This is a genomic window from Leucobacter sp. USHLN154 (assembly GCF_037145595.1).
GTDB lineage: Bacteria > Actinomycetota > Actinomycetes > Actinomycetales > Microbacteriaceae > Leucobacter > Leucobacter alluvii.
The window spans coordinates 221,460-243,550 of record NZ_JBBCXF010000002.1; the positions used below are offsets into that span (position 1 = coordinate 221,460).

At 67.7% G+C, this 22,091-nt stretch carries 22 protein-coding genes and 1 riboswitch; of the genes, 6 read left to right on the forward strand and 16 right to left on the reverse strand.

Going from position 1 to position 22,091, the window contains the following annotated elements; translation table 11 throughout:
* Positions 1–189: 189 nt before the first annotated feature.
* The 6 genes from WFH23_RS05080 to WFH23_RS05105 all read right to left on the reverse strand — a co-directional run bounded on the left by WFH23_RS05080 (position 190) and on the right by WFH23_RS05105 (position 6,638).
* Complete coding sequence (locus WFH23_RS05080) at positions 190–1,254, reverse strand: C45 family peptidase (protein ID WP_336661789.1); 1,065 nt, start codon at positions 1,252–1,254, stop codon at positions 190–192.
* A 67-nt stretch (positions 1,255–1,321) separates the two neighbouring features.
* Entirely contained in the window at positions 1,322–2,197 is an 876-nt protein-coding gene (locus WFH23_RS05085; RefSeq protein ID WP_090152125.1) for an ABC transporter ATP-binding protein, read from the reverse strand.
* A complete protein-coding gene (locus WFH23_RS05090) occupies positions 2,194–3,039 on the reverse strand; it encodes an ABC transporter ATP-binding protein (RefSeq protein ID WP_336661790.1) in 846 nt (281 codons plus the stop codon). Before WFH23_RS05090 ends, WFH23_RS05085 begins: the two co-directional genes overlap by 4 nt.
* Positions 3,039–3,974 carry an ABC transporter permease gene (locus WFH23_RS05095; RefSeq protein ID WP_090152131.1) on the reverse strand — a complete coding sequence of 312 codons (936 nt, stop codon included), beginning with the start codon at positions 3,972–3,974 and terminating at the stop codon, positions 3,039–3,041. The genes WFH23_RS05090 and WFH23_RS05095 overlap by 1 nt, the downstream gene beginning before the upstream one ends.
* Positions 3,971–4,921 (reverse strand): ABC transporter permease, encoded by a 951-nt coding sequence (locus tag WFH23_RS05100; RefSeq protein WP_090152134.1) that lies wholly within the window; start codon positions 4,919–4,921, stop codon positions 3,971–3,973. Before WFH23_RS05100 ends, WFH23_RS05095 begins: the two co-directional genes overlap by 4 nt.
* 28 nt (positions 4,922–4,949) lie before the next feature.
* On the reverse strand, positions 4,950–6,638 hold the full coding sequence (locus WFH23_RS05105) for an ABC transporter substrate-binding protein (protein WP_234037525.1): 1,689 nt from the start codon (positions 6,636–6,638) through the stop codon (positions 4,950–4,952).
* Between the two features lie 202 nt (positions 6,639–6,840).
* Here WFH23_RS05105 and WFH23_RS05110 point away from each other — a divergent pair, with 202 nt between their 5' ends.
* Entirely contained in the window at positions 6,841–7,836 is a 996-nt protein-coding gene (locus tag WFH23_RS05110; RefSeq protein ID WP_336661791.1) for a LacI family DNA-binding transcriptional regulator, read from the forward strand.
* A gap of 185 nt (positions 7,837–8,021) precedes the next feature.
* Here the strand turns inward: WFH23_RS05110 and WFH23_RS05115 are convergent, their stop codons facing one another.
* Entirely contained in the window at positions 8,022–9,236 is a 1,215-nt protein-coding gene (locus WFH23_RS05115; protein ID WP_336661792.1) for an NADP-dependent isocitrate dehydrogenase, read from the reverse strand.
* A gap of 264 nt (positions 9,237–9,500) precedes the next feature.
* Here WFH23_RS05115 and WFH23_RS05120 point away from each other — a divergent pair, with 264 nt between their 5' ends.
* The 5 genes from WFH23_RS05120 to WFH23_RS05140 all read left to right on the forward strand — a co-directional run bounded on the left by WFH23_RS05120 (position 9,501) and on the right by WFH23_RS05140 (position 13,150).
* Positions 9,501–10,583 carry an ABC transporter ATP-binding protein gene (locus WFH23_RS05120; protein WP_336661793.1) on the forward strand — a complete coding sequence of 361 codons (1,083 nt, stop codon included), beginning with the start codon at positions 9,501–9,503 and terminating at the stop codon, positions 10,581–10,583.
* A gap of 170 nt (positions 10,584–10,753) precedes the next feature.
* Complete coding sequence (locus tag WFH23_RS05125; protein ID WP_200332283.1) at positions 10,754–11,206, forward strand: GNAT family N-acetyltransferase; 453 nt, start codon at positions 10,754–10,756, stop codon at positions 11,204–11,206.
* Positions 11,207–11,209: 3 nt separating this feature from the next.
* Positions 11,210–12,118, forward strand: coding sequence for an EamA family transporter RarD (rarD, locus tag WFH23_RS05130; RefSeq protein ID WP_336661794.1), 909 nt, complete (start codon positions 11,210–11,212; stop codon positions 12,116–12,118).
* 19 nt (positions 12,119–12,137) lie between these two features.
* Positions 12,138–12,452, forward strand: a complete 315-nt coding sequence (locus WFH23_RS05135; RefSeq protein WP_090152154.1) for a metal-sensitive transcriptional regulator — start codon at positions 12,138–12,140, stop codon at positions 12,450–12,452.
* A gap of 59 nt (positions 12,453–12,511) precedes the next feature.
* On the forward strand, positions 12,512–13,150 hold the full coding sequence (locus WFH23_RS05140; RefSeq protein ID WP_090152157.1) for a chlorite dismutase family protein: 639 nt from the start codon (positions 12,512–12,514) through the stop codon (positions 13,148–13,150).
* A gap of 30 nt (positions 13,151–13,180) precedes the next feature.
* On the opposite strand, the gene ccsB is transcribed toward WFH23_RS05140, so the two are convergent.
* The 9 genes from ccsB to WFH23_RS05185 all read right to left on the reverse strand — a co-directional run bounded on the left by ccsB (position 13,181) and on the right by WFH23_RS05185 (position 22,087).
* The gene (ccsB, locus tag WFH23_RS05145) at positions 13,181–14,122 is read right to left on the reverse strand and encodes a c-type cytochrome biogenesis protein CcsB (protein ID WP_336661926.1); all 942 of its coding nucleotides are present in this window, start codon (positions 14,120–14,122) and stop codon (positions 13,181–13,183) included.
* Positions 14,123–14,230: 108 nt separating this feature from the next.
* Entirely contained in the window at positions 14,231–15,223 is a 993-nt protein-coding gene (locus WFH23_RS05150; protein ID WP_336661795.1) for an SRPBCC family protein, read from the reverse strand.
* A gap of 57 nt (positions 15,224–15,280) precedes the next feature.
* Positions 15,281–15,661 carry an ArsR/SmtB family transcription factor gene (locus WFH23_RS05155; protein ID WP_090152164.1) on the reverse strand — a complete coding sequence of 127 codons (381 nt, stop codon included), beginning with the start codon at positions 15,659–15,661 and terminating at the stop codon, positions 15,281–15,283.
* Positions 15,662–15,728: 67 nt separating this feature from the next.
* Positions 15,729–16,376, reverse strand: a complete 648-nt coding sequence (locus tag WFH23_RS05160) for a DedA family protein (protein WP_336661796.1) — start codon at positions 16,374–16,376, stop codon at positions 15,729–15,731.
* Between the two features lie 17 nt (positions 16,377–16,393).
* Complete coding sequence (locus tag WFH23_RS05165) at positions 16,394–17,119, reverse strand: VTT domain-containing protein (RefSeq protein ID WP_090152170.1); 726 nt, start codon at positions 17,117–17,119, stop codon at positions 16,394–16,396.
* Between the two features lie 115 nt (positions 17,120–17,234).
* A complete protein-coding gene (locus tag WFH23_RS05170; protein ID WP_200332275.1) occupies positions 17,235–18,110 on the reverse strand; it encodes a bifunctional methylenetetrahydrofolate dehydrogenase/methenyltetrahydrofolate cyclohydrolase in 876 nt (291 codons plus the stop codon).
* Positions 18,111–18,113: 3 nt separating this feature from the next.
* On the reverse strand, positions 18,114–19,397 hold the full coding sequence (gene glyA, locus WFH23_RS05175) for a serine hydroxymethyltransferase (RefSeq protein WP_200332273.1): 1,284 nt from the start codon (positions 19,395–19,397) through the stop codon (positions 18,114–18,116).
* Positions 19,398–19,444: 47 nt separating this feature from the next.
* A riboswitch (ZMP/ZTP riboswitch) is annotated at positions 19,445–19,532 on the reverse strand.
* 80 nt (positions 19,533–19,612) lie between these two features.
* Positions 19,613–19,816: a YbdD/YjiX family protein gene (locus WFH23_RS05180; protein ID WP_336661797.1), complete on the reverse strand. Its 204-nt coding sequence runs from the start codon at positions 19,814–19,816 to the stop codon at positions 19,613–19,615.
* Entirely contained in the window at positions 19,817–22,087 is a 2,271-nt protein-coding gene (locus WFH23_RS05185; RefSeq protein WP_336661798.1) for a carbon starvation CstA family protein, read from the reverse strand. It lies immediately after the preceding gene.
* Positions 22,088–22,091 lie beyond the last annotated feature (4 nt).

Genomic DNA, 22,091 nt, shown 5'->3' on the forward strand with positions numbered 1-22,091 from the left:
TTATGCCAGTGGCGCGCTGCATGCAGCAGTGTGCTGCACGCCCGTGCCAGTGCCGGCGGGCGCCCGCTGCATCGGTGCGGGATCCAGCTTCGGTGAGGGGTTCTGCGAGCGAACTGTCTCACCGAAGCCGAATCGCTCACCGAAGCTGCGGCGACCCCAAGCTGCGGCCGCGCAGAGCGGCCGCGCCGGTCAGACGGTCAGCACGCGCCATTCCCCGGCTTCACTGGCCTGCGGCATGCCGTCGAAGATCCGGATCGTCCGGACGTCGGGGTCGGTGACGATCGTCGCGAGCGTGCCCCACCGATCGCCGTACTCCTTCGACATGTCGGGAATGCAGGTGAGCGGCGGCTGACCGGGTTCGGAGCGCAGCAGGCGCACGAGCTCGGTCGACGACTCCGGTACACCAGCGGCCAGCCGCTCGCGCACGAGGTCGAGCCGCTCGGTCGAATCGGGTTCGTAGATCTCGCTCTTCTGCGCCATCAGCGGCTCAGCGTGCTGGAAGTGGTTCGTTCGCTGCACCGACCCCTCGACTTCCGGGATCTCGAAGATCCCGACCGGGCTGATCTCGAGCGAGACCGCGCGCGAGGCGTCGAGCATGGTGAAGGCCGACGACGATCCGATCGGCGCCGAGCGCACCAGCGCAACCGCCTCATCGACGGAGGCGCACTCCGACAGCACCGTGCTCGACAGCAGATGCATGGGGATGCCATCGGGTCCGTCGCTCGCGTGACCGAGGATGTTGAAGTGCAGTGCCAGCCCGGCCTCGTTCATGCCGATCTTCGACAGGATCCCCTGTTCGGTGAGACCGGCATACCGCAGCCCGTGCCCCGTCACGGTGTGCGTGTGCCAGTACGCGTCGAGTTCGACGTGCCAGTCCCAGGTCTGCACGCCGAGCCGGTGGTCCCCGAGGCGGGCCGTGACCGTCGAGCACTCGCTCGCGCCTCGGGTGCCGAGTGCGATCAGCTCGGTGCGGGCGTTCAGTGCGACGACGTGCTCGAACGGCACACCGGCTCCGTCAGCGACACCCCTGAGCTGCTCGAGCAGCTCGGGGCGCCACGAATCCACCGCCGCCACGACGCGAGAGACGCCATCGCGTTCCATCTCCTCGGAGACGCCCAGGATGCGGAAGAGTTCGGCGTACTTCGCGTATGCCGTCGGCAGCGAGCCGCGGAGTGCTGAGCCGCGGCTCACCCCGAGTTCATGGGCGGTCGCACCCGTGACGTCGAGGTGCAGGCGATCGGTCTGTGTAGTCATGCAGCAGTGCTTTCTGTGGAGGGTCGGGCGAGTGCCCGCGGAGCGGAGGGCGACGTCGTCGCCGGTGTCACGGCGTGCGATCGGCCCCGCCGATGAGAGCGTCGCGAAGCCCACGACGCGGCTTCCAGCCGGGGCGGGGCGCCGAGGCGAGGAGGAGGCGGGTGTACGGATCCGTGGGGCGGTCGAGAATGTCGGAGACGGTGCCGCGCTCGATGATGCGCCCGGTGCGCATCACCACGACGTCGTCGGCGATGTCGCGCACGACCGAGAGATCATGGGTGATGAACAGGTACGACAGGCCGTGCTCGCTCCGCAGCCGTTTCAGCAGATCCAGCACTTGCGCCTGCACCGACACGTCGAGCGCGGAGACGGCTTCGTCGAGCACGAGCACCTCCGGCTCGGCCGCGAGGGCCCGCGCGATCGCGACGCGCTGCTTCTGCCCGCCGGAGAGGGCTTCCGGCTTGGCGTCGGCGTGACGCTCGGTGAGACCGACCTCCGCGAAGAGCTCGAGCAGACGTGCGCGGCGCCCGGCCCGGTCGAGATCGGGGCGGTGCGCCTGCAGCATCTCGTTGATCGTCGCCGCGACGGGCAGGGAGCGGTTGAGCGACCCCTGCGGGTCCTGGAAGACCATCTGCACGAGTTTGGCGCGCTCGTGCAGCGCCCGCCGCGAGGTCGTGGGCCGCACGGGCGTCCCTGCGATCCGCACCTCTCCGGCGTCCGCCGTCTCGAGCCCGACGATCACGCGCGCCAGGGTCGACTTCCCGGAACCCGATTCGCCGACGACCGCGAGGCAGGTGCCGGCTCGCAGCGCGCACGAGACATCGTCGAGCGCGGTGACGCTCGCGGTGCGGCTGAGGTGGAAGGTGCGCTCGAGGTGCTCGACCTCGATGATGGGGGCTGCATCGCCCCGCGTCGCCGACTGGGCAGGGGACGTCTCGGTCATGCGCGATCCTCCGTGTTCGTCAGTGGGCCGGTGCCGGGAGCCTGCTGCGGAGCCCCATCGGGGTACAGCTGCGGCCGCGCCGACATGAGCGCCCTCGTGTACTCCGTCTTCGGCCGATCCCGGATCTCCTCAGGAGTGCCGATCTCGAGGATCTCGCCGTCCTTCATCACCGCGAGCCGGTCGCAGATCGCCGCCGCGAGGTCGAGATCGTGGGTGACGTAGATCATCGAGAGCCCGTGCTCGCGGCGCTTCTCATCGAGGATCGCGACGACCTCGGCCTGGGTGGTGACGTCGAGAGCGGTGGTCGGCTCATCGGCGAGCAGCAGCTTCGGGTCGCCCGACATGGCTCCCGCGATCACGACGCGCTGCAGCATGCCGCCCGAGAGCTGATGCGGATAGGAACGCAGCACGCGCTCCGTGTCATCGATGCCGACCTGGCGCAGCAGCTCCGCCGCACGCGTTCGCGCCTGTGCGGCGGGAAGCGAACGGGCGTCGCTCATGCCCTCGATCAGGAAGCGGCCGACCGGCAGCACGGGGTTCAGCGATCCGTGCGGATTCTGCGAGATCAGGGCGAGATCATTGGCGCGGATCCGGCGGAGTTCTTCACCGCCCGAGCCGAGCAGGTCGGTGCCGTCGAGCTCGATGGAGCCTTCGACGCGCGCGCTCGAGGGTTCGATGCCGAGAATGCACTTCAGGGTCATCGACTTGCCCGAGCCCGATTCACCGACGAGGCCGAGCGCTTCGCCCGAGCCGAGGGTGAAGGAGTTGCCGTGCAGAATCTCGGTGGCCTGACCCGAATCCGGGTCGGTGACCGTGAGCACGAGTGAATCGACCTGCAGCATCAGCGGATCCTTCCTGCGGCACGACGTCCGCCGAGTTGCTCACCGACGTAGCCGAACGCCGCCACGGTGATGACGATGGCGAGGCCTGCGAAGATGCTCTGCTCCCAGAACCCCTGCTGCAGCGAAGCCTGACCGTTGGAGACCATGAGCCCCCAGTCGGGAGTCGGCGGTTGCACGCCGAGCCCGAGGAAGGAGAGCGCCGCGAGTTCGATCATCGCGTACCCGAAGTTGATGGTCATGCCGGTCAGAATCTGCGTGCGCACGTTGGGCAGGATGTGGCGAACGGTGATGAGAAAGCCCGAGATCCCCTGCAGGCGCGCCGAGGCGACGTAGGGCAGATTGCGCTCGCGAAGCGCCACCGAGCGGATCACGCGCGCCGAGTACGGGACGAACCCGATCGCGAGCGCCAGGGAGGCGGTGAGGATCGACGGCCCGAAGATGGCAACGGCGAGGATCGCGAGCAGCATGTTGGGGAACGCGAACAGGATGTCGAGGATGCGGCTGATGAAGGCGTCCACTTTTCCGCCGAACCAGACCGCCGTGAGTGCGAGCAGGGTCGCGAGCACCGCGGTGACGATCGTGACGATGGTCGGGCCGATGAGGCTCGTTCGGGCGCCCCAGATGATCCGGGAGAGGATGTCGCGGCCCGACTGGTCGGTGCCGAGCAGGTGCGCGAGGCTCCACGCCTCATGGCGGGCCGTGACGGCGCCGGCGTACGGATCGTAGGGGGCGATGATCGGAGCGAGGATCGCCATGAGCACCACCAGCGCGATGACGATGAGGCTGCCGACGCCGACCGGCCCGAGGCGGCGCCTCAGCAGACGCCAGCCCGACACGGGCACGTCGCCCCGGTGCTTGCGGAGCAGCTGCACCGCGATGGTGTTCTGCGAGCGAGTGCCGGTGCCGGGCTCGCTCGCGGGCTTCTGGGATGTCATCGTGTCGTCACTCCCTTGCTGAGACGGACTCGGGGATCGATCACGGAGTACAGCAGATCGACGATGAGGTTGACGATGCCGAATGCGAGCACCATGACCAGCGCGATCGCCTGCACCACCGCGAAATCCTTCTTCTGAACGGAGTTCACGAGCAGCGATCCGATGCCGTCGAGCGTGAACGCGTACTCGATCACGAAGGCGCTGGCGAGCAGCCCCGCGACCTGCGTGCCGATGACGGTCGTCACCGGCAGCATCGAGTTCCGGATCGTGTGCCGCCACAGCACCAGCTGCTTCGGCACTCCGCGCGCGATCGCCATGATCACGTGCTCGGATCCCTGCTCCTCGCGCACCGCGGTTCGCGTGATCCTCGCGACCACGGCGATGCCGGGGAACGCGAGCGCGATTGCGGGGAGCGTCAGGTGCCAGAGCCGATCGAGGAATCCCTCGCCGGAGCCCGAGACGGGGAACCAGCCGAGATTGGATCCGAAGATGAACATGAGCACCAGTGCGGCGAAGAACGTGGGGACGGCGAACCCGAGGTTCGATCCGAACACGACGATCTTCTCGAACACGCCTGAACGGGTCGCGGCGAGCACGCCGAGGCCGATCCCGAACACGATGATGAGCAGGGCCGCGAAACCGGCGAGGTACAGCGTCGTCGGGATGCGGGTCGCGACGAGCGTCGTGACGTCTTGCTGAGTGACCAGCGAGCGCCCCAGGTTGCCCTGGAGCACATCGATCAGCCAATGCCAGTACCTGAGAAGGAAGGGATCGTCCAGGCCGTACTGCGCACGGATCGAGGCGAGCACCTCAGGGCTCACCGTTCGCCCCTGCACGAGGAACTGCTCAGGGCTTCCCGGAGCCAGGTACATGCCTGAGAACACGATGAAGCTCGAGACGATCAGCACGGCGAGCAGCGCGCCGAGCCGTTTGAACACGTAGACCATGGACGATCCCTTCCTGCTGGTACTCGGCTCAGGCGGTGGCGCCGAGGTCAGCGGCCCACGGGTAGTAGAGGTACACGAACGACGCAGGAGCACCGGTGATGCTCTCGTCCATGTACATGCGCACCGCGAGGTCGTTGATCGGCACCCACGGCTGCTCCTGCATGATCAGAGCCTCCGCTTCGACCGTCAGCTTCGCCCGCTCGGCATCGTCGCTCTCGCCGATGGCCGCGTCGAGCGCCGCATCGACGGCGGGATCGGAGAAGCCGGAGTAGTTCTGATCGCTGCCGGTCTTGGCGACGCTGATGAGATGCAGCAGCGGATCGGGTGCGCTCAGGTAGTTGGTGGTGACGAACCCGTCGTACCCCGCTCGCGCCTCCGGATCGGAGAAGAAGGCGCCGAACTGGGCGCTGGGCACTCCGGTCGGTTCCAGCGTGATGCCGAGTTCTTTCGCGCCGTTCGCCATCTCGTTCAGGATGTCGGCGTAGAAGCTGCGCTCGCTCGGGTAGGCGATCTTGATCGGCTGGGTCAGGTCGACCTCCGCGTCCTCCAGCTCGGCCTTCGCGGCCTCGATGTCGAAGCTCAGGTCCGGGAGCTGCTCGTCGCGCAGGTCGGCGATGCCGGGCGACGTCTCCTCGACCGCGTCCCACGGCGACTGCGGCACGACCGAGCGCGCCGGTGTTCCGGTGCCCTCGTAGACGGTGTCGGCGATCGCCTGACGATCCGTGGCGCGAGTCAGCGCCCGACGCACCGCTGGGTCGCCGAAGACGCCCTCGCCGGTGGAGATGATCGCCATGTTCTGCATGCCCTGGCCGGCGTACAGCTCGCCGGTCTCGCTCGATCCCAGCTGATTCAGGGCGGGCAGCGGCACGTCGTAGGAGCCCTGGATCTCGCCGGTGCTCAGGCCGTTCGCGATGGCGGTCGGGTCGACGACGAAGCCGATGCTGACCTCTTTCGCCATCGCTTTTCCGTCGGCATCCCAGTAGTCGTCGTAGCGCTCGAGCGTGATCGACTGCCCCTGCTTCCAGTTGCCCGGCGTGAACTTCAGGGGGCCGGTGCACATCACGCCGGCTTCAGGGTTTCCGTAGTTCTCACCCGCGGCCTCGCGCTGCGCCTGCTGCACGACGACGCCGATGATCGTGCTGAGCGATGACGGCAGCGTGTAGTCGGGGGTCTGGAGCGTGATCGTGACCTCGTTCTCACCCGTGGCAGCGACCTCGGCGATATTGGCGACCACGCCACCGCCCCAGTAGCTGCCCTCGGCGGGATCGAGGTGGCGCTTGATCGAGTACACGACGTCGTCGACCGTCATCGGCGTGCCGTCCCAGAACGTCACGTCGTCGCGGATGCCGAAGACCCAGGTCTTCCCGTCATCGGTGTTGGACTCGGTCGCGAGGTTCGGCTGCACCGAGAAGTCCGGCTGCATCTCGAAGAGCGGCTCGCAGAGGTTCGACACGATCGTGTTCTCGGGATAGTTGAAGGCCTTGACCGGGTCGAGGCTGGCGAGCTCACCGTAGGTCGAGTTCCAGGCGACGGTGTCGGCTTCCGCGGTGGCCTCCGGCGTGGTCTGCAGCAGCTCCGTGTCTTCCGACGGTGTCGCGGCGTCACCTCCGCGGCTTCCGGTCGCGCAGCCCGCGAGGGCGAGGCCCCCGACGGCAAGCAGGGCGATAGACGCCCGAATCGGTGCGAATTTCACGTTGTTCTCCATTCGAAGTTTCATCGTTGAAGCTCCTCATCCCGACACCCGCCGAGCGAAGACCCACCGGCGATGCTAGCACCCAAAACGGTTTGTGAAAAACGGTTTGGTTATCACGTTTCGGTGACGGATCGGCCGAGGGCCGCCTGGGAATCGCTCCGCCCGCCCGCAGCTGACCGGCTATTCTGACGAGGTGCAAGCGAGCGGGCGACCAACCATCAAAGACGTGGCGAAAGCCGCCGGCGTCTCGCCCACCACCGTCTCGCACGCCCTCAACGGCAAGGGCGTCGTGCGGCAGGAGACGGCCGACCGCATCGCCCTCGTCGCGGGCCAGATCGGATATCGGCCGAGTCCGATCGCCCGAGGGCTGCAGAACTCCCGCCTCGGGCTGCTCGCACTCGTGATCCGGCCGCTGCGATCGCTCGACACCTTCCTGCCGGAAGGCGTCGACTACTTCCTCAGGATGGCCGGCGCGGCCTCACTCGCGGCGATGGAGCGCGGCTACAGCATGATGCTCGTCGACGATCCCACCCGTCCCGGGGCGCCGCTGAGCGCCACCGCAGCAGACGCGTACATCGTGTCGGAGCCCTTCGCGAACGACCCGGTGCTCACGATGCTCTCCGAACGCCACATCCCGTTCGTCTCCGTCGGCTCCGACCCCGCGCGGCGCGGCCAGTTCATCGAGCTCGCGACGCGCGACTGGGAGGAGACGGAGCTCGCACTCGACCACCTCGCCGAGGCGGGTGCCGAACGCGTCGCACTGCTCACCGGCACCGATCAGAACGCCTGGAACCGGGAGTCGGAAGAGGCCTACCTCGCCTGGTGCGAGCGTCGGGGCCAGACACCCGACATCGCAGCGTTCCCCGAAGCGGAGGGCGAGCGCATCGGAGAGGCCGCGATCGAACGGTTCTTCGGCGCGGCGACCGGAACCCGCCCCGACGGGCTCTTCTGCCTGACCGGCCGCCACGCCGCCGGACTGAATGCCGCTGCGCACCGCCACGGGATCCGCGTGCCGGAGGACCTGCTGCTCGCCGCGGGCTCCGGAGCGCTGCAGAACCGCATCTCACAGCCCAGCGTCACCACGCTCGACCTCCACCCGGAGGGGATCGCGGCGCGAGCCGTCGAAGTCGCCGTGCACCTCGCCGAGGGCACGCCGCTCGCGGTGCCGCTCGAAGTGCCTCGAGCCACGCTCGACGTGCGCGAGTCGACGATGCGGGGCTGAGGCCGCCGCCCATCGCGGTGCTGCCGTGTGAGATTCGGCTTCGGTGAGTCGCCCAGCCGGGCTCAGCTCTCACCGAAGCCGAATCTCCCACCGAAGCCGCACCCGCTCATCCCGGACACACGAAAACGGGGACCGGCGCCGAAGCACCGATCCCCATTTCACCGCGCGCATTCGCGCCGAACGCACTAGGCCAGACGGGCAGCCAGGTTCTCGTCGATCGAAGCGAGGAACTCCTCGGTCGTCTGGTAGCCCTGATCCGGGCCGACGAGCAGCGCCAGGTCCTTCGTCATCTTGCCCGACTCGACCGTCTTGATGACGACGTCTTCGAGGGTCTCGGAGAAGGCGATCAGCTCCTGGTTCTGATCGAGCTTGCCGCGGTGCGCGAGGCCGCGCGTCCAGGCGAAGATCGAGGCGATGGGGTTGGTCGACGTCGGCTTGCCCTGCTGGTGCTGACGGAAGTGGCGAGTGACGGTGCCGTGGGCGGCCTCCGCCTCCACGGTCTGACCGTCGGGGGTCATCAGCACGGAGGTCATGAGTCCGAGTGAGCCGAAGCCCTGCGCCACGGTGTCCGACTGCACGTCGCCGTCGTAGTTCTTGCAGGCCCAGACGTAGCCGCCCTCCCACTTCATGGCCGAGGCGACCATGTCGTCGATGAGTCGGTGCTCGTAGGTGAGGCCGCGCTCTTCGAACTGCTCCTTGAAATCGGCGTCGAAGACCTCCTGGAAGATGTCCTTGAACTGGCCGTCGTACGCCTTGAGGATGGTGTTCTTCGTGGAGAGGTACACCGGGTAGTCGCGTGAGAGACCGTACTTGAACGATGCGCGAGCGAAGTCGCGGATCGAGTCGTTGAAGTTGTACTGGCCCTGGATCACGCCGCCGTTCTCGGGCAGGGTGACGACCTCGAACTGCTGCGGCTCGGAGCCGTCGGCGGGCTCGTAGGTCAGTGTGACCTTGCCCGGGCCGGCCTTGAAGTCGGTCGCCTTGTACTGGTCGCCGTGCGCGTGGCGGCCGATGATGATCGGCTTGTTCCAGCCGGGCACCAAGCGGGGAATGTTCGAGATGATGATGGGTTCGCGGAAGACGACGCCGCCGAGGATGTTGCGGATCGTGCCGTTCGGGCTGCGCCACATCTTCTTCAGGCCGAACTCTTCGACGCGGGCCTCATCGGGCGTGATCGTCGCGCACTTGACGCCGACGCCGTGCTTCTTGATGGCGTTGGCCGCGTCGATCGTCACCTGGTCGTCGGTGGCGTCGCGGTGCTCCATGCCCAGGTCGTAGTACTCGAGCGTGACGTCGAGGTACGGGTGGATGAGGCGGTCCTTGATGAACTGCCAGATGATGCGGGTCATCTCGTCGCCGTCGAGTTCGACGACCGTGCCTTCAACCTTGATCTTCGCCAACGCTTCTCCCGTTTTTCGTCGTATATGAGCCGGGATTCATTCTACCCGAGTCCGTTTGAGTATCTCGACATCGAGATATATTCGCTCCGCTGCCGCCCCATTGCGGCCCTCCTGCCGCCGGGCATCGCGTGCGCCTCACCCGTAGCGCCTGGCCCCATCGCTCCCCTAATGTGGGTCTCACCCGAACCGGGTACCGACGGCGATGCAGCCGTCTTCCGCTGCAACGGATCGTCCGGCACGTGCCTGCCGGCAGAGGAGTTCATCATGGCAACAGTTACGTTCGACAACGTCACCCGGGTCTACCCGGGTGCTTCGCGCCCATCGGTCGATGCGCTCGACCTCGACATCGGGGACGGTGAGTTCCTCGTGCTGGTCGGCCCATCGGGTTGCGGCAAATCCACCACGCTGCGCATGCTGGCCGGGCTGGAGGAGATCGACGGCGGTCACATCCTCATCGGCGAGCGCGACGTCACCGACGTTCCCCCGAAGGATCGCGATATCGCGATGGTCTTCCAGAACTACGCGCTGTACCCCCACATGACGGTCGCCGACAACATGGGCTTCGCCCTCAAGATCGCCGGCGTCTCGAAGACGGAGCGCGAGGAGCGCGTGCGCGAGGCCGCTCGGATGCTCGACCTCGAGGAGTTCCTCGACCGCAAGCCGAAGGCGCTCTCGGGCGGCCAGCGGCAGCGCGTCGCGATGGGCCGCGCCATCGTGCGCCAGCCTCAGGTCTTCCTGATGGATGAACCGCTCTCGAACCTCGACGCGAAGCTGCGCGTGCAGACCCGCACGCAGATCGCGTCCCTGCAGCGCCGGCTCGGCGTGACCACGGTCTACGTGACGCACGATCAGACCGAGGCGCTCACCATGGGCGATCGCATCGCTGTGCTCAAAGAGGGGGTGCTGCAGCAGATCGGCACTCCGCGCGACCTGTACGAGACCCCGAACAACGTGTTCGTGGCCGGCTTCATCGGGTCGCCCGCGATGAATCTGCTGCCTGCGACGATCACGGGCGACGCGGCGCGATCCGGATCGCTCGACATTCCCCTGGAACCCTCCATCCGCAGCGCCGCGGCGAGCGGGGCGCTCACCATCGGCCTGCGGCCGGAAGATCTGACGGTCGTGCCGGAGGGAGACGCCGGGATACGGGTGGAGGTCGATCTCGTCGAGGAGCTCGGCGCCGACGGCTACCTGTACGGGCACGCCGACGTCGACGGAGTGCGCACCGAGGTCGTGTCGCGGGTCGACGGGCGCGTGCACCCGGAGGCCGGCGAGACCGTCACCCTCGCCCCCAACCCCTCGCGCGTGCACGTATTCGACGGGGAGTCGGGCGCTCGCCTCTCCTGACGCTCGCGCCCGCTTCCGAATCGGGGTCGATCTCCGGGCACTCGCCGACCCGGCGACGCCTCGAAACCGACCCCGATCCGCGTCGGGCCCGCTGCCGGCGCCGCGGAGCGGCCGCCGAAGATCCTGCACCTCCTCCTTGCGCGAACGGCGCGAGGCGCTAGCCTTGATTCATGAGCGACCTGAGACTCGAAGAGCTTTCCGCAGCGACCATCGTCGCGGTGAATACGCTGGGCTTGAAGCGGGGCCAGGAGCAGTTCATCACGCCCGTCTCCTACGCTGCTGCGGCGGCGGTCACGCCCGCGCACACGGCGTGGCAGCGCGTCGTCCTGCGCGATGACGAGGTCGTCGGGTTCATCCACGGCAACTTCGATCCCGACGCCTCCCAGGAGGAGTTCAAGGCAGCGCTCTGGCGCATCAACGTCGACGCCGAGGAGCAGGGAACGGGCGTCGGCACCTTCGCCGTCAAGGCGCTCATCGAAGAGGCCCGGCGCCGCGGGTTCGAGCGCGTCACCGTGCTCTGGGAGCGCGGTGAGGAGGGACCGGAGGGGTTCTTCCTGCACATCGGCTTCGCCCCGATCGGCGAGACGCCGTACGGCGAGGTCATCGGCGCAATCGATCTCTAAGGAGTGACCGGCTCGCTGAGCCGCGACTCGAGAGGGGCGATCGTTTCGGTCGCCTCTTCTGTGCTGTTCGCGGGAATCTACTTCGTCACGCCGCTGCTCGCCCCGGCCCCGGCTGAGGCGATCTGGGCGCTGCGCACGCTCTGCGCGATTCCCATCATCGCCCTCGCGCTCCTCGCCGCACGGCAGTGGCATCTCGTCGCCGAGCTCGGCCGCAGACTCCGGCGCACGCCGCTGCTCGTGCTCGGAGTGATCGCATGCGGCGCGCTGATCGCCGTTCAGCTCTGGGTGTTCACCTGGGCACCGCTGCACGGGCGCGGCCTGCAGGTCGCCCTCGGGTACTTCCTCCTCCCCCTGATGCTCGTGCTCGTCGGCAAGTTCTTGTACCGCGATCGCCTGCTGTGGTGGCAGTGGGCTGCCGCGGGCATCGCCGCGATCGGCGTCGGCTTCGAGCTCGTGCGCGCCGGCGGCGTCTCCTGGGAGACGCTGCTCGTCGCCGTGGGCTACCCCGTGTACTTCGTGCTCAGGAGGGCACTCGGTTTCGCGCACCTGGGCGGCATGTTCTGGGAGTTCCTCGCGATGACACCGATCGCCGCGATCCTGCTGGCGCGCGAGCTCGTCACGGGCACGTCCCTCGCCGTCAACCCGAATCTCCTCTGGTTGGGACCCGTCTTCGGCATCGGCACCGGCATCGCGCTCGTCTGCTACATCCTCGCCTCTCGACTGCTGACGATCAGCGTGTTCGGGCTGCTCAGCTACCTCGAGCCGGCACTCCTCGTCGTCGCATCGATGCTCAACGGGGAGCGCATCGCGCCTGAGGAGTATCCGCTCTACCTCGCCATCTGGGCGGCCGTGCTCGTGCTGATCGGCGGGGGTGTCGTCGGGTTGCTGCGCCGTCGGCGAACGGACGGCTGAACCCGGGTACAGTTCTCGCATGAGCGAAGTCATGGATGCTGCCTGCGCTGAGCACACGCACGGCTACATCGAGCACAAAGACGAACTGTTGAAGCGGCTGCGCCGCGCCGAGGGCCAGGTGCGCGGCGTCCAGCGCATGGTGCAGGAGGACGAGTACTGCATCGACATCCTCACGCAGGTCTCGGCGGCGACGAAGGCCCTGGAGCGCGTGGCGCTCGAGCTCCTGGACGATCACCTGCGTCACTGCGTCGCGTCTGCCGCTGCGGAGGGCGGGGCAGTGGCCGCCGAGAAGCTGCATGAGGCTTCGGCTGCGATCGCCCGGCTGGTGCGCTGACCATCGCGGCCGAGTCGCCGCCCCTTGCATCCCTCGCCTCCGGCCACCACGATGGAGGCATGAGCGAACTCGGAATCGATCCCGCAGCCATCCCCTCTGACGCGCTGGAGAGCGGCGTGCCTGAGGTCACGTTCTCGCTCTTCGCGGCGTTCCGCGTGAGTTCGTCGCACCCGGTCGTGCTCGACGGTCGTGACGTGCCCGGCATCGTCCGCGAGCTCGAAGACGTGTCGCGGGAGATCGATGATGAGGGCGTCGTCGTCCGCGGCTGGTACGACGTCAGCGGAGTGCGCTCAGACGCCGACGTGCTCGTCTGGCTGCAGGGGGCCGCACCCGAGGATCTGCAGTGGTCCCTGCGTCAGTTGCGGCGCACGGCGATCGTGCAGCCCCTCATTCGCACCTGGAGCACTCTCGGCGTCGTCGTCGATGCTGCCGCAGCCGATGAGTCGCCGAAGCAGTGGCTCTCCGTGAGCGGGGCGAGCGACCGGCCTGGCCTAGCCGGCGCCTCGGCGGCCGTCTCGGTTCAGTCGGCTGCCACCTGCGGCATCGGTGACACCGACTGGATCGTGACACGTGAGGCCGACGAGCTCGTCTGGATCGTCGACCATCTGCGCGACGCGGGCGACCGCTCGGGCGTCACCGGCGGCACGATCGCGGGCCGCCTCATCGATCCGGCGGAAATGGTCGAGGTGCTGCAGTAGCCCATCGGCGCACCGCCGCTGGTCTCCCGCTTACAGGCCCGAGTAGGCGTGCAGCCCCTTGAAGAAGACATTGACGATCGTGAAGTTGAAGATGACCGCCGTGTAGGCGATGACCGACAGCCATGCTGATCGCGTTCCTCGCCAGCCGCGCGTCGCGCGGGCGTGGATGTACCCCGCGTAGAGCACCCAGATGACGAAGGTCCAGACTTCCTTCGTGTCCCAGCCCCAGTAACGGCTCCACGCGGCTTCCGCCCAGATCGAGCCGGCGATGAGCGTGAACGTCCAGAAGACGAACCCGATGATCGCCAGGCGATAGGCCAGATCTTCCAGGCGCACGGCCGCAGGGAAGGTGGAGAGGAACCGCATGGTCGGCGTGGCGCCCTGCGCATCTCGCGCTTCGCGTCGGGCTTGGAGCAGCTGCAGCACCGACAGTCCGAACGAGAGGGTGAGGAACCCGACTGCGAGCACGGCGACGAGAATGTGGATCACGAGCCAGTACGAGTCGAGCGCCGGCTGCAGCGGGACGATCGCGACGTAGAAGTTCACCTTCGTGACTCCGAGGAACAGGATCGTCATGCCCGTGATCAGCGCGCCGAGGAAGCGCAGGTCGACGAAGAACTGCACGACCAGGAAGATCAGTACGATCGCGCAGGTCGCGGTCAGCGCGAACTCGTACATGTTCGCCCACGGAACGCGCTCCGCCCCGATGCCGCGCAGCACGGTCGCTCCGAGGTGCAGCAGGAACCCGAGGACGGTGAGCGAGAACCCGATGCGCAGCGAGCGGGATCGCCGAGGCTTGATCACGGTACCGGTTGCGCGGCTCGGCGGCGCCGTCCGCACCATCGTCGCAACGCCACCGCCGGCCGTCGCCGCCTCAGCGTCGGCGGCCGGCGTACGGACCGCTGCGGCGTCACCGCTGCGGTTCGCGAGATCCACCGCGTAGAACACGAAGGCGATGGCGTAGACGATCATCGCCGAGTACAGGGCGATGGTCGAGTAGTTTTCCAGTTCCGTCAGCAGCACAGTTTCCTAGAGTAGCCGCTCCCGCTGTGAACGGGGCCCGCCGAGCCCGTCGTTCGCTCAGCCCGCGAGCACGACCTGCTCGAGACGTTGGTAGCCCGTCTCCATGCCCTCGGCCATGCCGGTGGCGAGCACCGCCTCGCGCACGGTCGCGTCCGGGTACGTGATGACGTAGGCGAGCAGTGTGCCGCCGTCGACGGGAACGAGCGTCATCTCATTCAGGGTCTCGGGGCTGCTAGAGCCCTCGGGATCCTGCGGCGAGATCATCCGCTCCGTCGTCACGAGCCGATGCGGTGCGGCTGATTCGACGACGACCCCGGCGAAGCCGAAACGTTCACCGCTCTCGTCGTTCTGCCATTCGGTGCGCAGGCGCTGGCCGACTTCGGCGCCGTACTCGCAGACGGGCATGCTCCAGCCGTCGGGCCCCAGTTGCCAGCGCTGCAAGAGGGAGGGGTCGACGTGCGCCTGCCACACCTGCTCGACCGACCCGCGGATGATGCGGGAGACCCGCGCCTGCGTCTCACCCAGCAGCTGCACTTCGGTCTCGCGCCCGGCGGCGAACGATCGGAGGTCCTCGACGACCGCGTCGATCTGGCCCATCGCAGCGCGCATGCCCTCTTCCATTCCCATCGCCTTGAGCTGTTCGAGCGCTTCGAGCGAACCGAATCGGGAGACGGTGGTGAGTCTGGAGCCGAGGGCCGACTCGGTGAAGGCGAACTCCATGCGCACTGTGGGGAATTCGGTGTTCGGCGTGCCGTCGTCGTTCGCGAAGCCGTCTCGCACCGCGAACGAGTGCGGCGCGTCGACGGACTCCCATTCCCAGTATCCGCAGCTCCGGTCTCCGCCCGGGCCCGTCATGATGTAGTTGCTCACGCCGCCCGCGACCGCGTCGTGCCGGGTGAACGTCGAGGGGTACTCGGGCGGCCCCCAGAAGCGTTCGATCTGCCTGGGATCGACGTAGGCGTCCCAGAGGCGGCGCACCGGGACGGTGAAATCGGCGACCACGGTGAGGGTGTACGCCTCGGTATCGGTCGTGACGGAGGTGATGGGCATGATGTCGACCTTTCTTCGCGTGCCAGGGTCGCTGCGTCGGTGCAGCGCCGACGTGGGTTACTCGGGGCGTTCGGAGAGGAACGCGTCGAGCCGATCGATGCGCGAGCGCCAGATCTGCTCGAAGTGGCCCAGGAGTTCCTGGACCCGACGGATGGTCTCGGGGTTGCCGCAGATGATGCGCTCCCTTCCCTTGGGGGTTCGTGCGACGAGATCCGCTGCTTCGAGCACGCTGACGTGCTTCTGCACCGCCGCGAACGACATGTCGTAGTCGGCCGCCAGCTCGGAGATCGAGGCCTCTGCGGTCAGGGTGCGTCGCACGATGTCGCGCCGTGTCGCGTCGGCGAGGGCGCGGAAGACGCGGTTCACCTGCTCGTCCGTCAGCCCGAGTGCGGGCTCGGCGCTGGCGTCAGCGGACTGGGGCGAGATTTGTGCAACCATTTGGTTGTACTTTAAAGCAGGATCAGCGCGCCGTCAACCGACGAATGTCGCTCGTTCGCCGAGCGCTCTACGAGGCCCGCTTGCGGCGCGCGTTGCGCACCAGTCGGGCGATCACGAACCACAGGAAGAGCGCGACGATGATCACGATGATGGCGTCGGAGAGCACGCCGCTCCACTGCTCGAGTATCGGCTTGATCGCCGGCCCGAACGCGTACCCCAGTCCGATCCAGATCCCGTTCCAGACACCGGATCCGAGCAGCGTGTACATGCTGAACTTCGCGATCGACATGCGCTCGATGCCCGCGGGAATGGAGATGAAGGATCTGACGAGAGGCACGCAACGGCCGAGGAGCACCGCCGTGCCTCCCCACCGTGAGAAGAACGCTTCCGCACGATCGAAGTCGTCGTGGTCCATGAGCGGGATCCTGCCGACGACCCGACGGGTCCGGTCCCGGCCAAAGGCGGCGCCGATCGCGTACCAGACCCAGGCGCCCACCAGAGCCCCGAGTGTGGCCATCGCCCACGCGAACCAGAAATTCAGCCGCCCCTCGTACGCGAGAAAGCCGGCGCCGGGAAGCAGGGCCTCCGAGGGAATCGGCGGAATGAACGTCTCGAGGAAGACGGCGAGCCCGACCCCCCACTCGCCGATGCGCTCCATCAGCGTCAGGATCCAGCCGATGAGGCCCTCGTACTCGCTGCCCGGGTGCGTATTCATCTGTCTGCGCGCCCGCTTCAGGCGATCTCGTCGCCGTCGCGCGAGACGGGCGCCGCGACCGGAGCCCCGCGCTTCGCACGCCAGTGCGAGAGGGCGCGGAAGAGTTCGATGAGGATCGGGATGCCCGGGATCAGCACGAGGACGATGATGAACACCTCGCTGTACTCGCGCACGAAGGGGATCTGCCCGAGGAAGAACCCGAGGAGGGTCACCCCGACGCCCCAGAGCAGGGCGCCGATCGCGTTGTAGAGGACGAAGTGGCGGTACTCCATCTTGCCGACGCCGGCAGCAGCCGGCACGAATGCGCGGAAGATCGGGAGGAAGCGCGCGATGATGATCGCCTTCGGACCGTGCTTCTCGAAGAACGCGTGCGTACGCGCGACGTTCTCGGGGTTGAAAAGGCGGCTCTTCTCCCGGTTGAAGACCGCCGGTCCCAGCTTCCGCCCGATCATGAAGCCCATCTGGTCGCCGGCGAAGGCGAAGAGGAAGAGGAGGGCGCACGTGATCCCGATCGGCACATCGATGATGCCCGTCGCACTGAAGAGCCCGACCGTGAAGAGGAGCGAATCACCGGGGAGGAACGCCAGCACGAGAACGCCCGTTTCCAGGAACACGAAGGCGCACGCGAGCACCAGTGCGATCCACCCACCGGCCTCCAGCAGGGTCTCCGGATCGAGCCAGTCGATGCCGAGCAGCGCAGGGACGGTCGCGATCATGGAGAGTGCGGTGGTCGTCGGTGTCACGTGCAGAGCTCAACTTTCGTCGGGATGGGCGGCGGGCACGACGCACACCAGTATGCCGCGCCCGCCTGAAAGTTCGGCACCCCCAACGGGCGGCGCAGAACTTGCAGCACTGGAGTCAGCCGCGCTCAGCCATCTCCACGACGTTCTGCAGCAGAAGCGCACGCGTCATCGGCCCGACGCCGCCCGGATTCGGTGAGACCCACGCCGCGACCTCGGCGACCGAGGGATCGACGTCTCCGACGACACGGCTCTTCCCCGTCACCGGATCGGTCTTGCGCGATACTCCGACGTCGAGCACGATCGCGCCGGGCTTCACATGCTCCGCGCGCACGATGCCCTCGGAGCCGGCCGCAGCGACGATCACGTCGGCCTGCTGCAGGATGCTGCCGAGATCCTGCGTTCCCGTGTGCGTCAGTGTCACCGTCGCGTTGTACTCGCGACGCGTCAGCAGCGGACCGATCGGTCGCCCGACGGTCACACCCCGGCCCACCACCACCACGTGCTTGCCCGCCCATGAGATGCCGTTGCGCTCCACGAGTTCGATCACACCGCGCGGAGTGCACGGCAGCGGCGACGCGATCGGTCGGTTCGCGTTGAGCACGAGCCGCCCGAGGTTCGTCGGGTGCAGCCCGTCGGCGTCCTTGTCGGGATCGATGCGCTCGAGGATCCGATCGGTGTCGATGTGCTTCGGCAGCGGGAGCTGGACGATGTAGCCGGTGCACGCCGGGTCGGCGTTCAGCTCATCGAGCACGGCCTCGAGCTCCTCCTGCGTCACCGACTCCGGGAGGTCGCGCTTGATCGACGCGATGCCGACCTCGGCGCAGTCCCGGTGCTTGCCGGCGACGTACCACTGCGATCCGGGGTCGTCACCGACGAGCACCGTCGCGAGCCCGGGCACGATTCCGCGCTCGCGCAACGCCGACACGCGGCCCGTGAGCTCCTGCTTGATCGCCGAGGCAGCTGCCTTCCCGTCCAGGAGTTCAGCGGCCATCGGTTACCACTCCTCGAGACCGGGGTACAGCGGGAACGCGTCGGCGAGCGCCGTGACGCGGGCCGAGAGCGCATCGACGTCGCCCGACTGCTGCAGCGTCAGTGCGATGATGTCGGCGACCTCGGCGAACTCGGCGTCGCCGAATCCGCGGGTCGCGAGCGCGGGCGTGCCGATCCGCAGGCCCGACGTGACCATGGGCGGGCGAGGATCGAAGGGAACGGCGTTGCGGTTAACCGTGATGCCGACCGAGTGCAGCGCATCCTCCGCCTGCTGCCCGTCGAGCGACGAGTCGCGCAGGTCGGCGAGCACGAGGTGCACGTCAGTGCCGCCCGTCAGCACATCGACGCCGGCTCCGCGCGCGGCCTCGGTCGTCAGCGCCTCGGCCACGAGCTTCGCTCCCGAGAGGGTGCGCACCTGGCGGTCGGCGAACTCCTCCGTCGCGGCGAGCTTGAACGCGGTCGCCTTCGCGGCGATCACGTGCATGAGCGGCCCGCCCTGCTGCCCTGGGAAGACGTTCGAGTTCAGCTTCTTGTGCAGGTCGAGATCGTTGGTGAGGATGAAACCAGAACGGGGCCCGCCGATGGTCTTGTGCACGGTCGACGAGACGACGTGCGCGTGCGGCACCGGGTTCGGGTAGAGGCCTGCAGCGACGAGACCCGCGAAGTGCGCCATGTCGACCCAGAGGGTGGCTCCCACCTCGTCGGCGATCTCGCGGAACTTCGCGAAATCGAGCGTACGGGGGTAGGCGGACCACCCGGCGATGATCACCTTGGGCCGGTGCTCGAGCGCCTGCTGGCGCACGACATCCATGTCGATGAGGAACGTGTCGGGGTCGACTCCGTAGGAGGCGACCTTGTAGAGCTTGCCGGAGAAGTTCAGCTTCATGCCGTGCGTGAGGTGCCCGCCGTGCGACAGCTCGAGACCGAGGATCGTGTCGCCCGGCTCCGCGATCGCGGAGAGCACGGCGGCATTGGCGGACGCGCCGGAGTGAGGCTGCACATTGGCGTATGACGCGCCGAAGAGCGACTTGGCGCGCTCGCGCGCCAGATCCTCGGCGACGTCGACGAACTCGCAGCCGCCGTAGTAGCGGCGGCCCGGGTACCCCTCTGCGTACTTGTTCGTGAGCACGGAACCCTGCGATTCGAGCACGGCGCGAGGCACGAAGTTCTCACTGGCGATCATCTCCAGCGTGGAACGCTGGCGGTTGAGCTCGTTCTTGAGGACCTCGGCGATCTCAGGATCGACGACTTCGAGCGGCTCGTTGAAAAAGGCTGACTGGGTGGTCATGCAATGCTCCTCGGTGGTGATTCGCGCGCGAGCGCGGCAACATTTCCGGATCCGACCCAGGCGAGCGGCCGTCCCATGCAAGCAGTGTGTCGTTTCCCGATGGTGACCATCTGTACGCCAGTCGCGACGGGCTCAGCTTAGCAAGCCGCGACGGCGGCGGCGAGCGGTCGAGCCTCGCCCGCTCGCCGTATCGCGGTGCGCCGCCGGCTCGTCGGTCAGCAGCAGCGCGCGCCGGGGTTCCGATCCTGCTCGGCGTAGTGCTCGCGCCAGAAGGTGCGCACGTCGGGCACCGGCGCGTCAGGGTGCGCGACGCGAAGATGCGCGACGTAGCGCTCGTACTTGGCGTCGCCGAAGAGCTCGCGGCAGAACCAGCGCAGACGCGCCGCGCCTGCCCCGATCGCGCGCACGAGCCGACGCACTCAGTGCCCCCTCGCGCGCGCCGCATGCGGCTGGTCGTCGGCCCATCGGCGCTCGAGCCTGCGCTCGTTCGGAGTCGCCAGTATGCCGGCAGGAGCATAGGTGCGGGATGCGACCGGCGGATCGCTCGTATCGACGGCCTCCGGGCTTCGGTGCGAGCGGAGTACCGCCAGTACGGCGGCGATGATGACGATGATCGCGAGCGTGACGAACAGGATCGAGAGCGTCCCCTGGATCGCGGTGTTGCGCACGACGGCGCTCATCGCCTCGACTCCCTCTGCCGTGCCGTGCGACGTCTCCCCTGCGGCGAGCGCCTCGCGGAATGCGACGTGATTCGCCCAGTAGCCGATCGCCGGATTGGGCGAGAAGATCTTGAACGCCGAGGCCGTGATCGTGACGACGGCGGTGAGGGCGAGCGGCACGACGACCACCCAGAGGTACTTGAAGTTCTTCTGCGCCGCGACGATGGCCATGACGACGGCGAGGGCGATGGCCGCGAGCAGCTGGTTGGCGATCCCGAAGAGCGGGAAGAGCGTGTTGATGCCCCCCAGCGGGTCGGTGACTCCCATGATCAGGATCGATCCCCATGCCGCGACCATGATCGCGGTCGTGATCCACACCCCGGGACGCCACGAGTTGTCGCCGAACTTCGGCGCGACGTTGCCGATCGAGTCCTGCAGCATGAAGCGGGCGACTCGCGTGCCGGCGTCGACGGCGGTCAGGATGAAGAGGGCCTCGAACATGATCGCGAAGTGGTACCAGAAGCCCATCATGGCCGTGCCGCCGATGAGATCTTTCATGATGTTCGCCAGGCCGAGCGCGAGGGTCGGGGCGCCGCCGGTGCGCGAGACGATGCTCTCCTCGCCGACAGCGGCGGCCATGTCGGTGAGCTGCTGCGCTGAGACGTCGACTCCGGCGAGGCCGAGACCCATGACGAAGTCGACCGCGCCCTGCACGGTGCCGCCCGTTGCTGCTGCGGATCCGTTCATGGCGTAGTAGATGCCCTGATCGAGCGTCACTGCGGCGACCAGCGCCATCAGCGCCACGAATGATTCCATGAGCATCCCGCCGTACCCGATGACGCGGGTCTGCCGTTCCTTCTGCACGAGTTTGGGGGTCGTGCCGCTCGCGATGAGCGCGTGGAATCCGGAGAGGGCGCCGCACGCGATCGTGACGAAGAGGAACGGGAAGATGCTGCCGGTCACGACCGGAGCGGTGTCCGTGAAGGCGAACTGGCTGAGCGCCGGGGCCTCGACGTTCGGCATGACGAGGATCACCGCCGCGGCGAGCAGCAGGATCACGCCGATCTTCATGAAGGTCGAGAGATAGTCGCGCGGCGCGAGCAGCAACCAGACCGGCAGCACGGCCGCGATGAAGCCGTAGATGATGGTGCACCAGGCGAGCGTCGTCTTGTCCAGGGTGAACAGGGCCGCGCCCCACTCGGTCTCGGCCACCCATCCGCCGGAGATGATGGCGGCCATCAGCAGCACGAACCCGATGATCGACACTTCCGTAATGCGCCCCGGGCGCAGGTAGCGGAGATACACCCCCATGAAGAGCGCGATGGGAATGGTGAGCCCGACGGAGAAGACGCCCCACGGGCTCTCGGCCAGCGCGTTGACGACGACGAGCGCGAGAATCGCGACGATGATCACCATGATGACGAGGGTCGCGAGAATCGCCGCCGTCCCGCCGATCCGGCCGAGCTGGTCGCGGGCCATCTGCCCCAGGGAGCGGCCTCCGCGGCGCATGGAGAAGTACAGCACCAGGTAGTCCTGCACGGCGCCCGCGACGATCACGCCGACGACGATCCAGATCGTTCCGGGAAGAAAGCCCCACTGCGCCGCGAGGATGGGACCGACGAGCGGCCCGGCGCCGGCGATCGCGGCGAAGTGGTGGCCGTAGAGCACGCGCCGGTCGGTGACGACGTAGTCGCTGCCGTTCGCCCGGTACTCCGCGGGTGTCGCACGGCGGTCGTCCGGTCTCGCGATCTTCCACTCGATGAACTTCGAGTAGAAGCGGTATCCGATGAGATAGGTGCAGACGCCCGCGAACACGAACCAGATGGCGTTCACCGTCTCGCCTCGCGCCAGGGCGAGCATGGTCCAGCCCACCGCTCCCAGGACGCCGACCGCGATCCAGATCGCGATCTTCAGACCGCGGTGCCTGCCCGCGTCCTCCGCGCGCTCGTCATCGCTGAGCGCGACCGGCGGAAGGCCGGGGTCCTGCTCGAAGATCGGGTCAGACGATTCGCCGGTACGTAGCTGCGACATCGAT

Coding starts and splice junctions, on each gene's coding strand:
- WFH23_RS05080 (WP_336661789.1), bottom strand. CDS start 1,254: ATGACTACACAGACCGATCGCCTGCACCTCGACGTCACGGGTGCGACC.
- WFH23_RS05085 (WP_090152125.1), bottom strand. CDS start 2,197: ATGACCGAGACGTCCCCTGCCCAGTCGGCGACGCGGGGCGATGCAGCC.
- WFH23_RS05090 (WP_336661790.1), bottom strand. CDS start 3,039: ATGCTGCAGGTCGATTCACTCGTGCTCACGGTCACCGACCCGGATTCG.
- WFH23_RS05095 (WP_090152131.1), bottom strand. CDS start 3,974: ATGACATCCCAGAAGCCCGCGAGCGAGCCCGGCACCGGCACTCGCTCG.
- WFH23_RS05100 (WP_090152134.1), bottom strand. CDS start 4,921: ATGGTCTACGTGTTCAAACGGCTCGGCGCGCTGCTCGCCGTGCTGATC.
- WFH23_RS05105 (WP_234037525.1), bottom strand. CDS start 6,638: ATGAAACTTCGAATGGAGAACAACGTGAAATTCGCACCGATTCGGGCG.
- WFH23_RS05120 (WP_336661793.1), top strand. CDS start 9,501: ATGGCAACAGTTACGTTCGACAACGTCACCCGGGTCTACCCGGGTGCT.
- WFH23_RS05125 (WP_200332283.1), top strand. CDS start 10,754: ATGAGCGACCTGAGACTCGAAGAGCTTTCCGCAGCGACCATCGTCGCG.
- WFH23_RS05135 (WP_090152154.1), top strand. CDS start 12,138: ATGAGCGAAGTCATGGATGCTGCCTGCGCTGAGCACACGCACGGCTAC.
- WFH23_RS05140 (WP_090152157.1), top strand. CDS start 12,512: ATGAGCGAACTCGGAATCGATCCCGCAGCCATCCCCTCTGACGCGCTG.
- ccsB (WP_336661926.1), bottom strand. CDS start 14,122: ATGATCGTCTACGCCATCGCCTTCGTGTTCTACGCGGTGGATCTCGCG.
- WFH23_RS05150 (WP_336661795.1), bottom strand. CDS start 15,223: ATGCCCATCACCTCCGTCACGACCGATACCGAGGCGTACACCCTCACC.
- WFH23_RS05155 (WP_090152164.1), bottom strand. CDS start 15,661: ATGGTTGCACAAATCTCGCCCCAGTCCGCTGACGCCAGCGCCGAGCCC.
- WFH23_RS05160 (WP_336661796.1), bottom strand. CDS start 16,376: ATGAATACGCACCCGGGCAGCGAGTACGAGGGCCTCATCGGCTGGATC.
- WFH23_RS05170 (WP_200332275.1), bottom strand. CDS start 18,110: ATGGCCGCTGAACTCCTGGACGGGAAGGCAGCTGCCTCGGCGATCAAG.
- glyA (WP_200332273.1), bottom strand. CDS start 19,397: ATGACCACCCAGTCAGCCTTTTTCAACGAGCCGCTCGAAGTCGTCGAT.
- WFH23_RS05185 (WP_336661798.1), bottom strand. CDS start 22,087: ATGTCGCAGCTACGTACCGGCGAATCGTCTGACCCGATCTTCGAGCAG.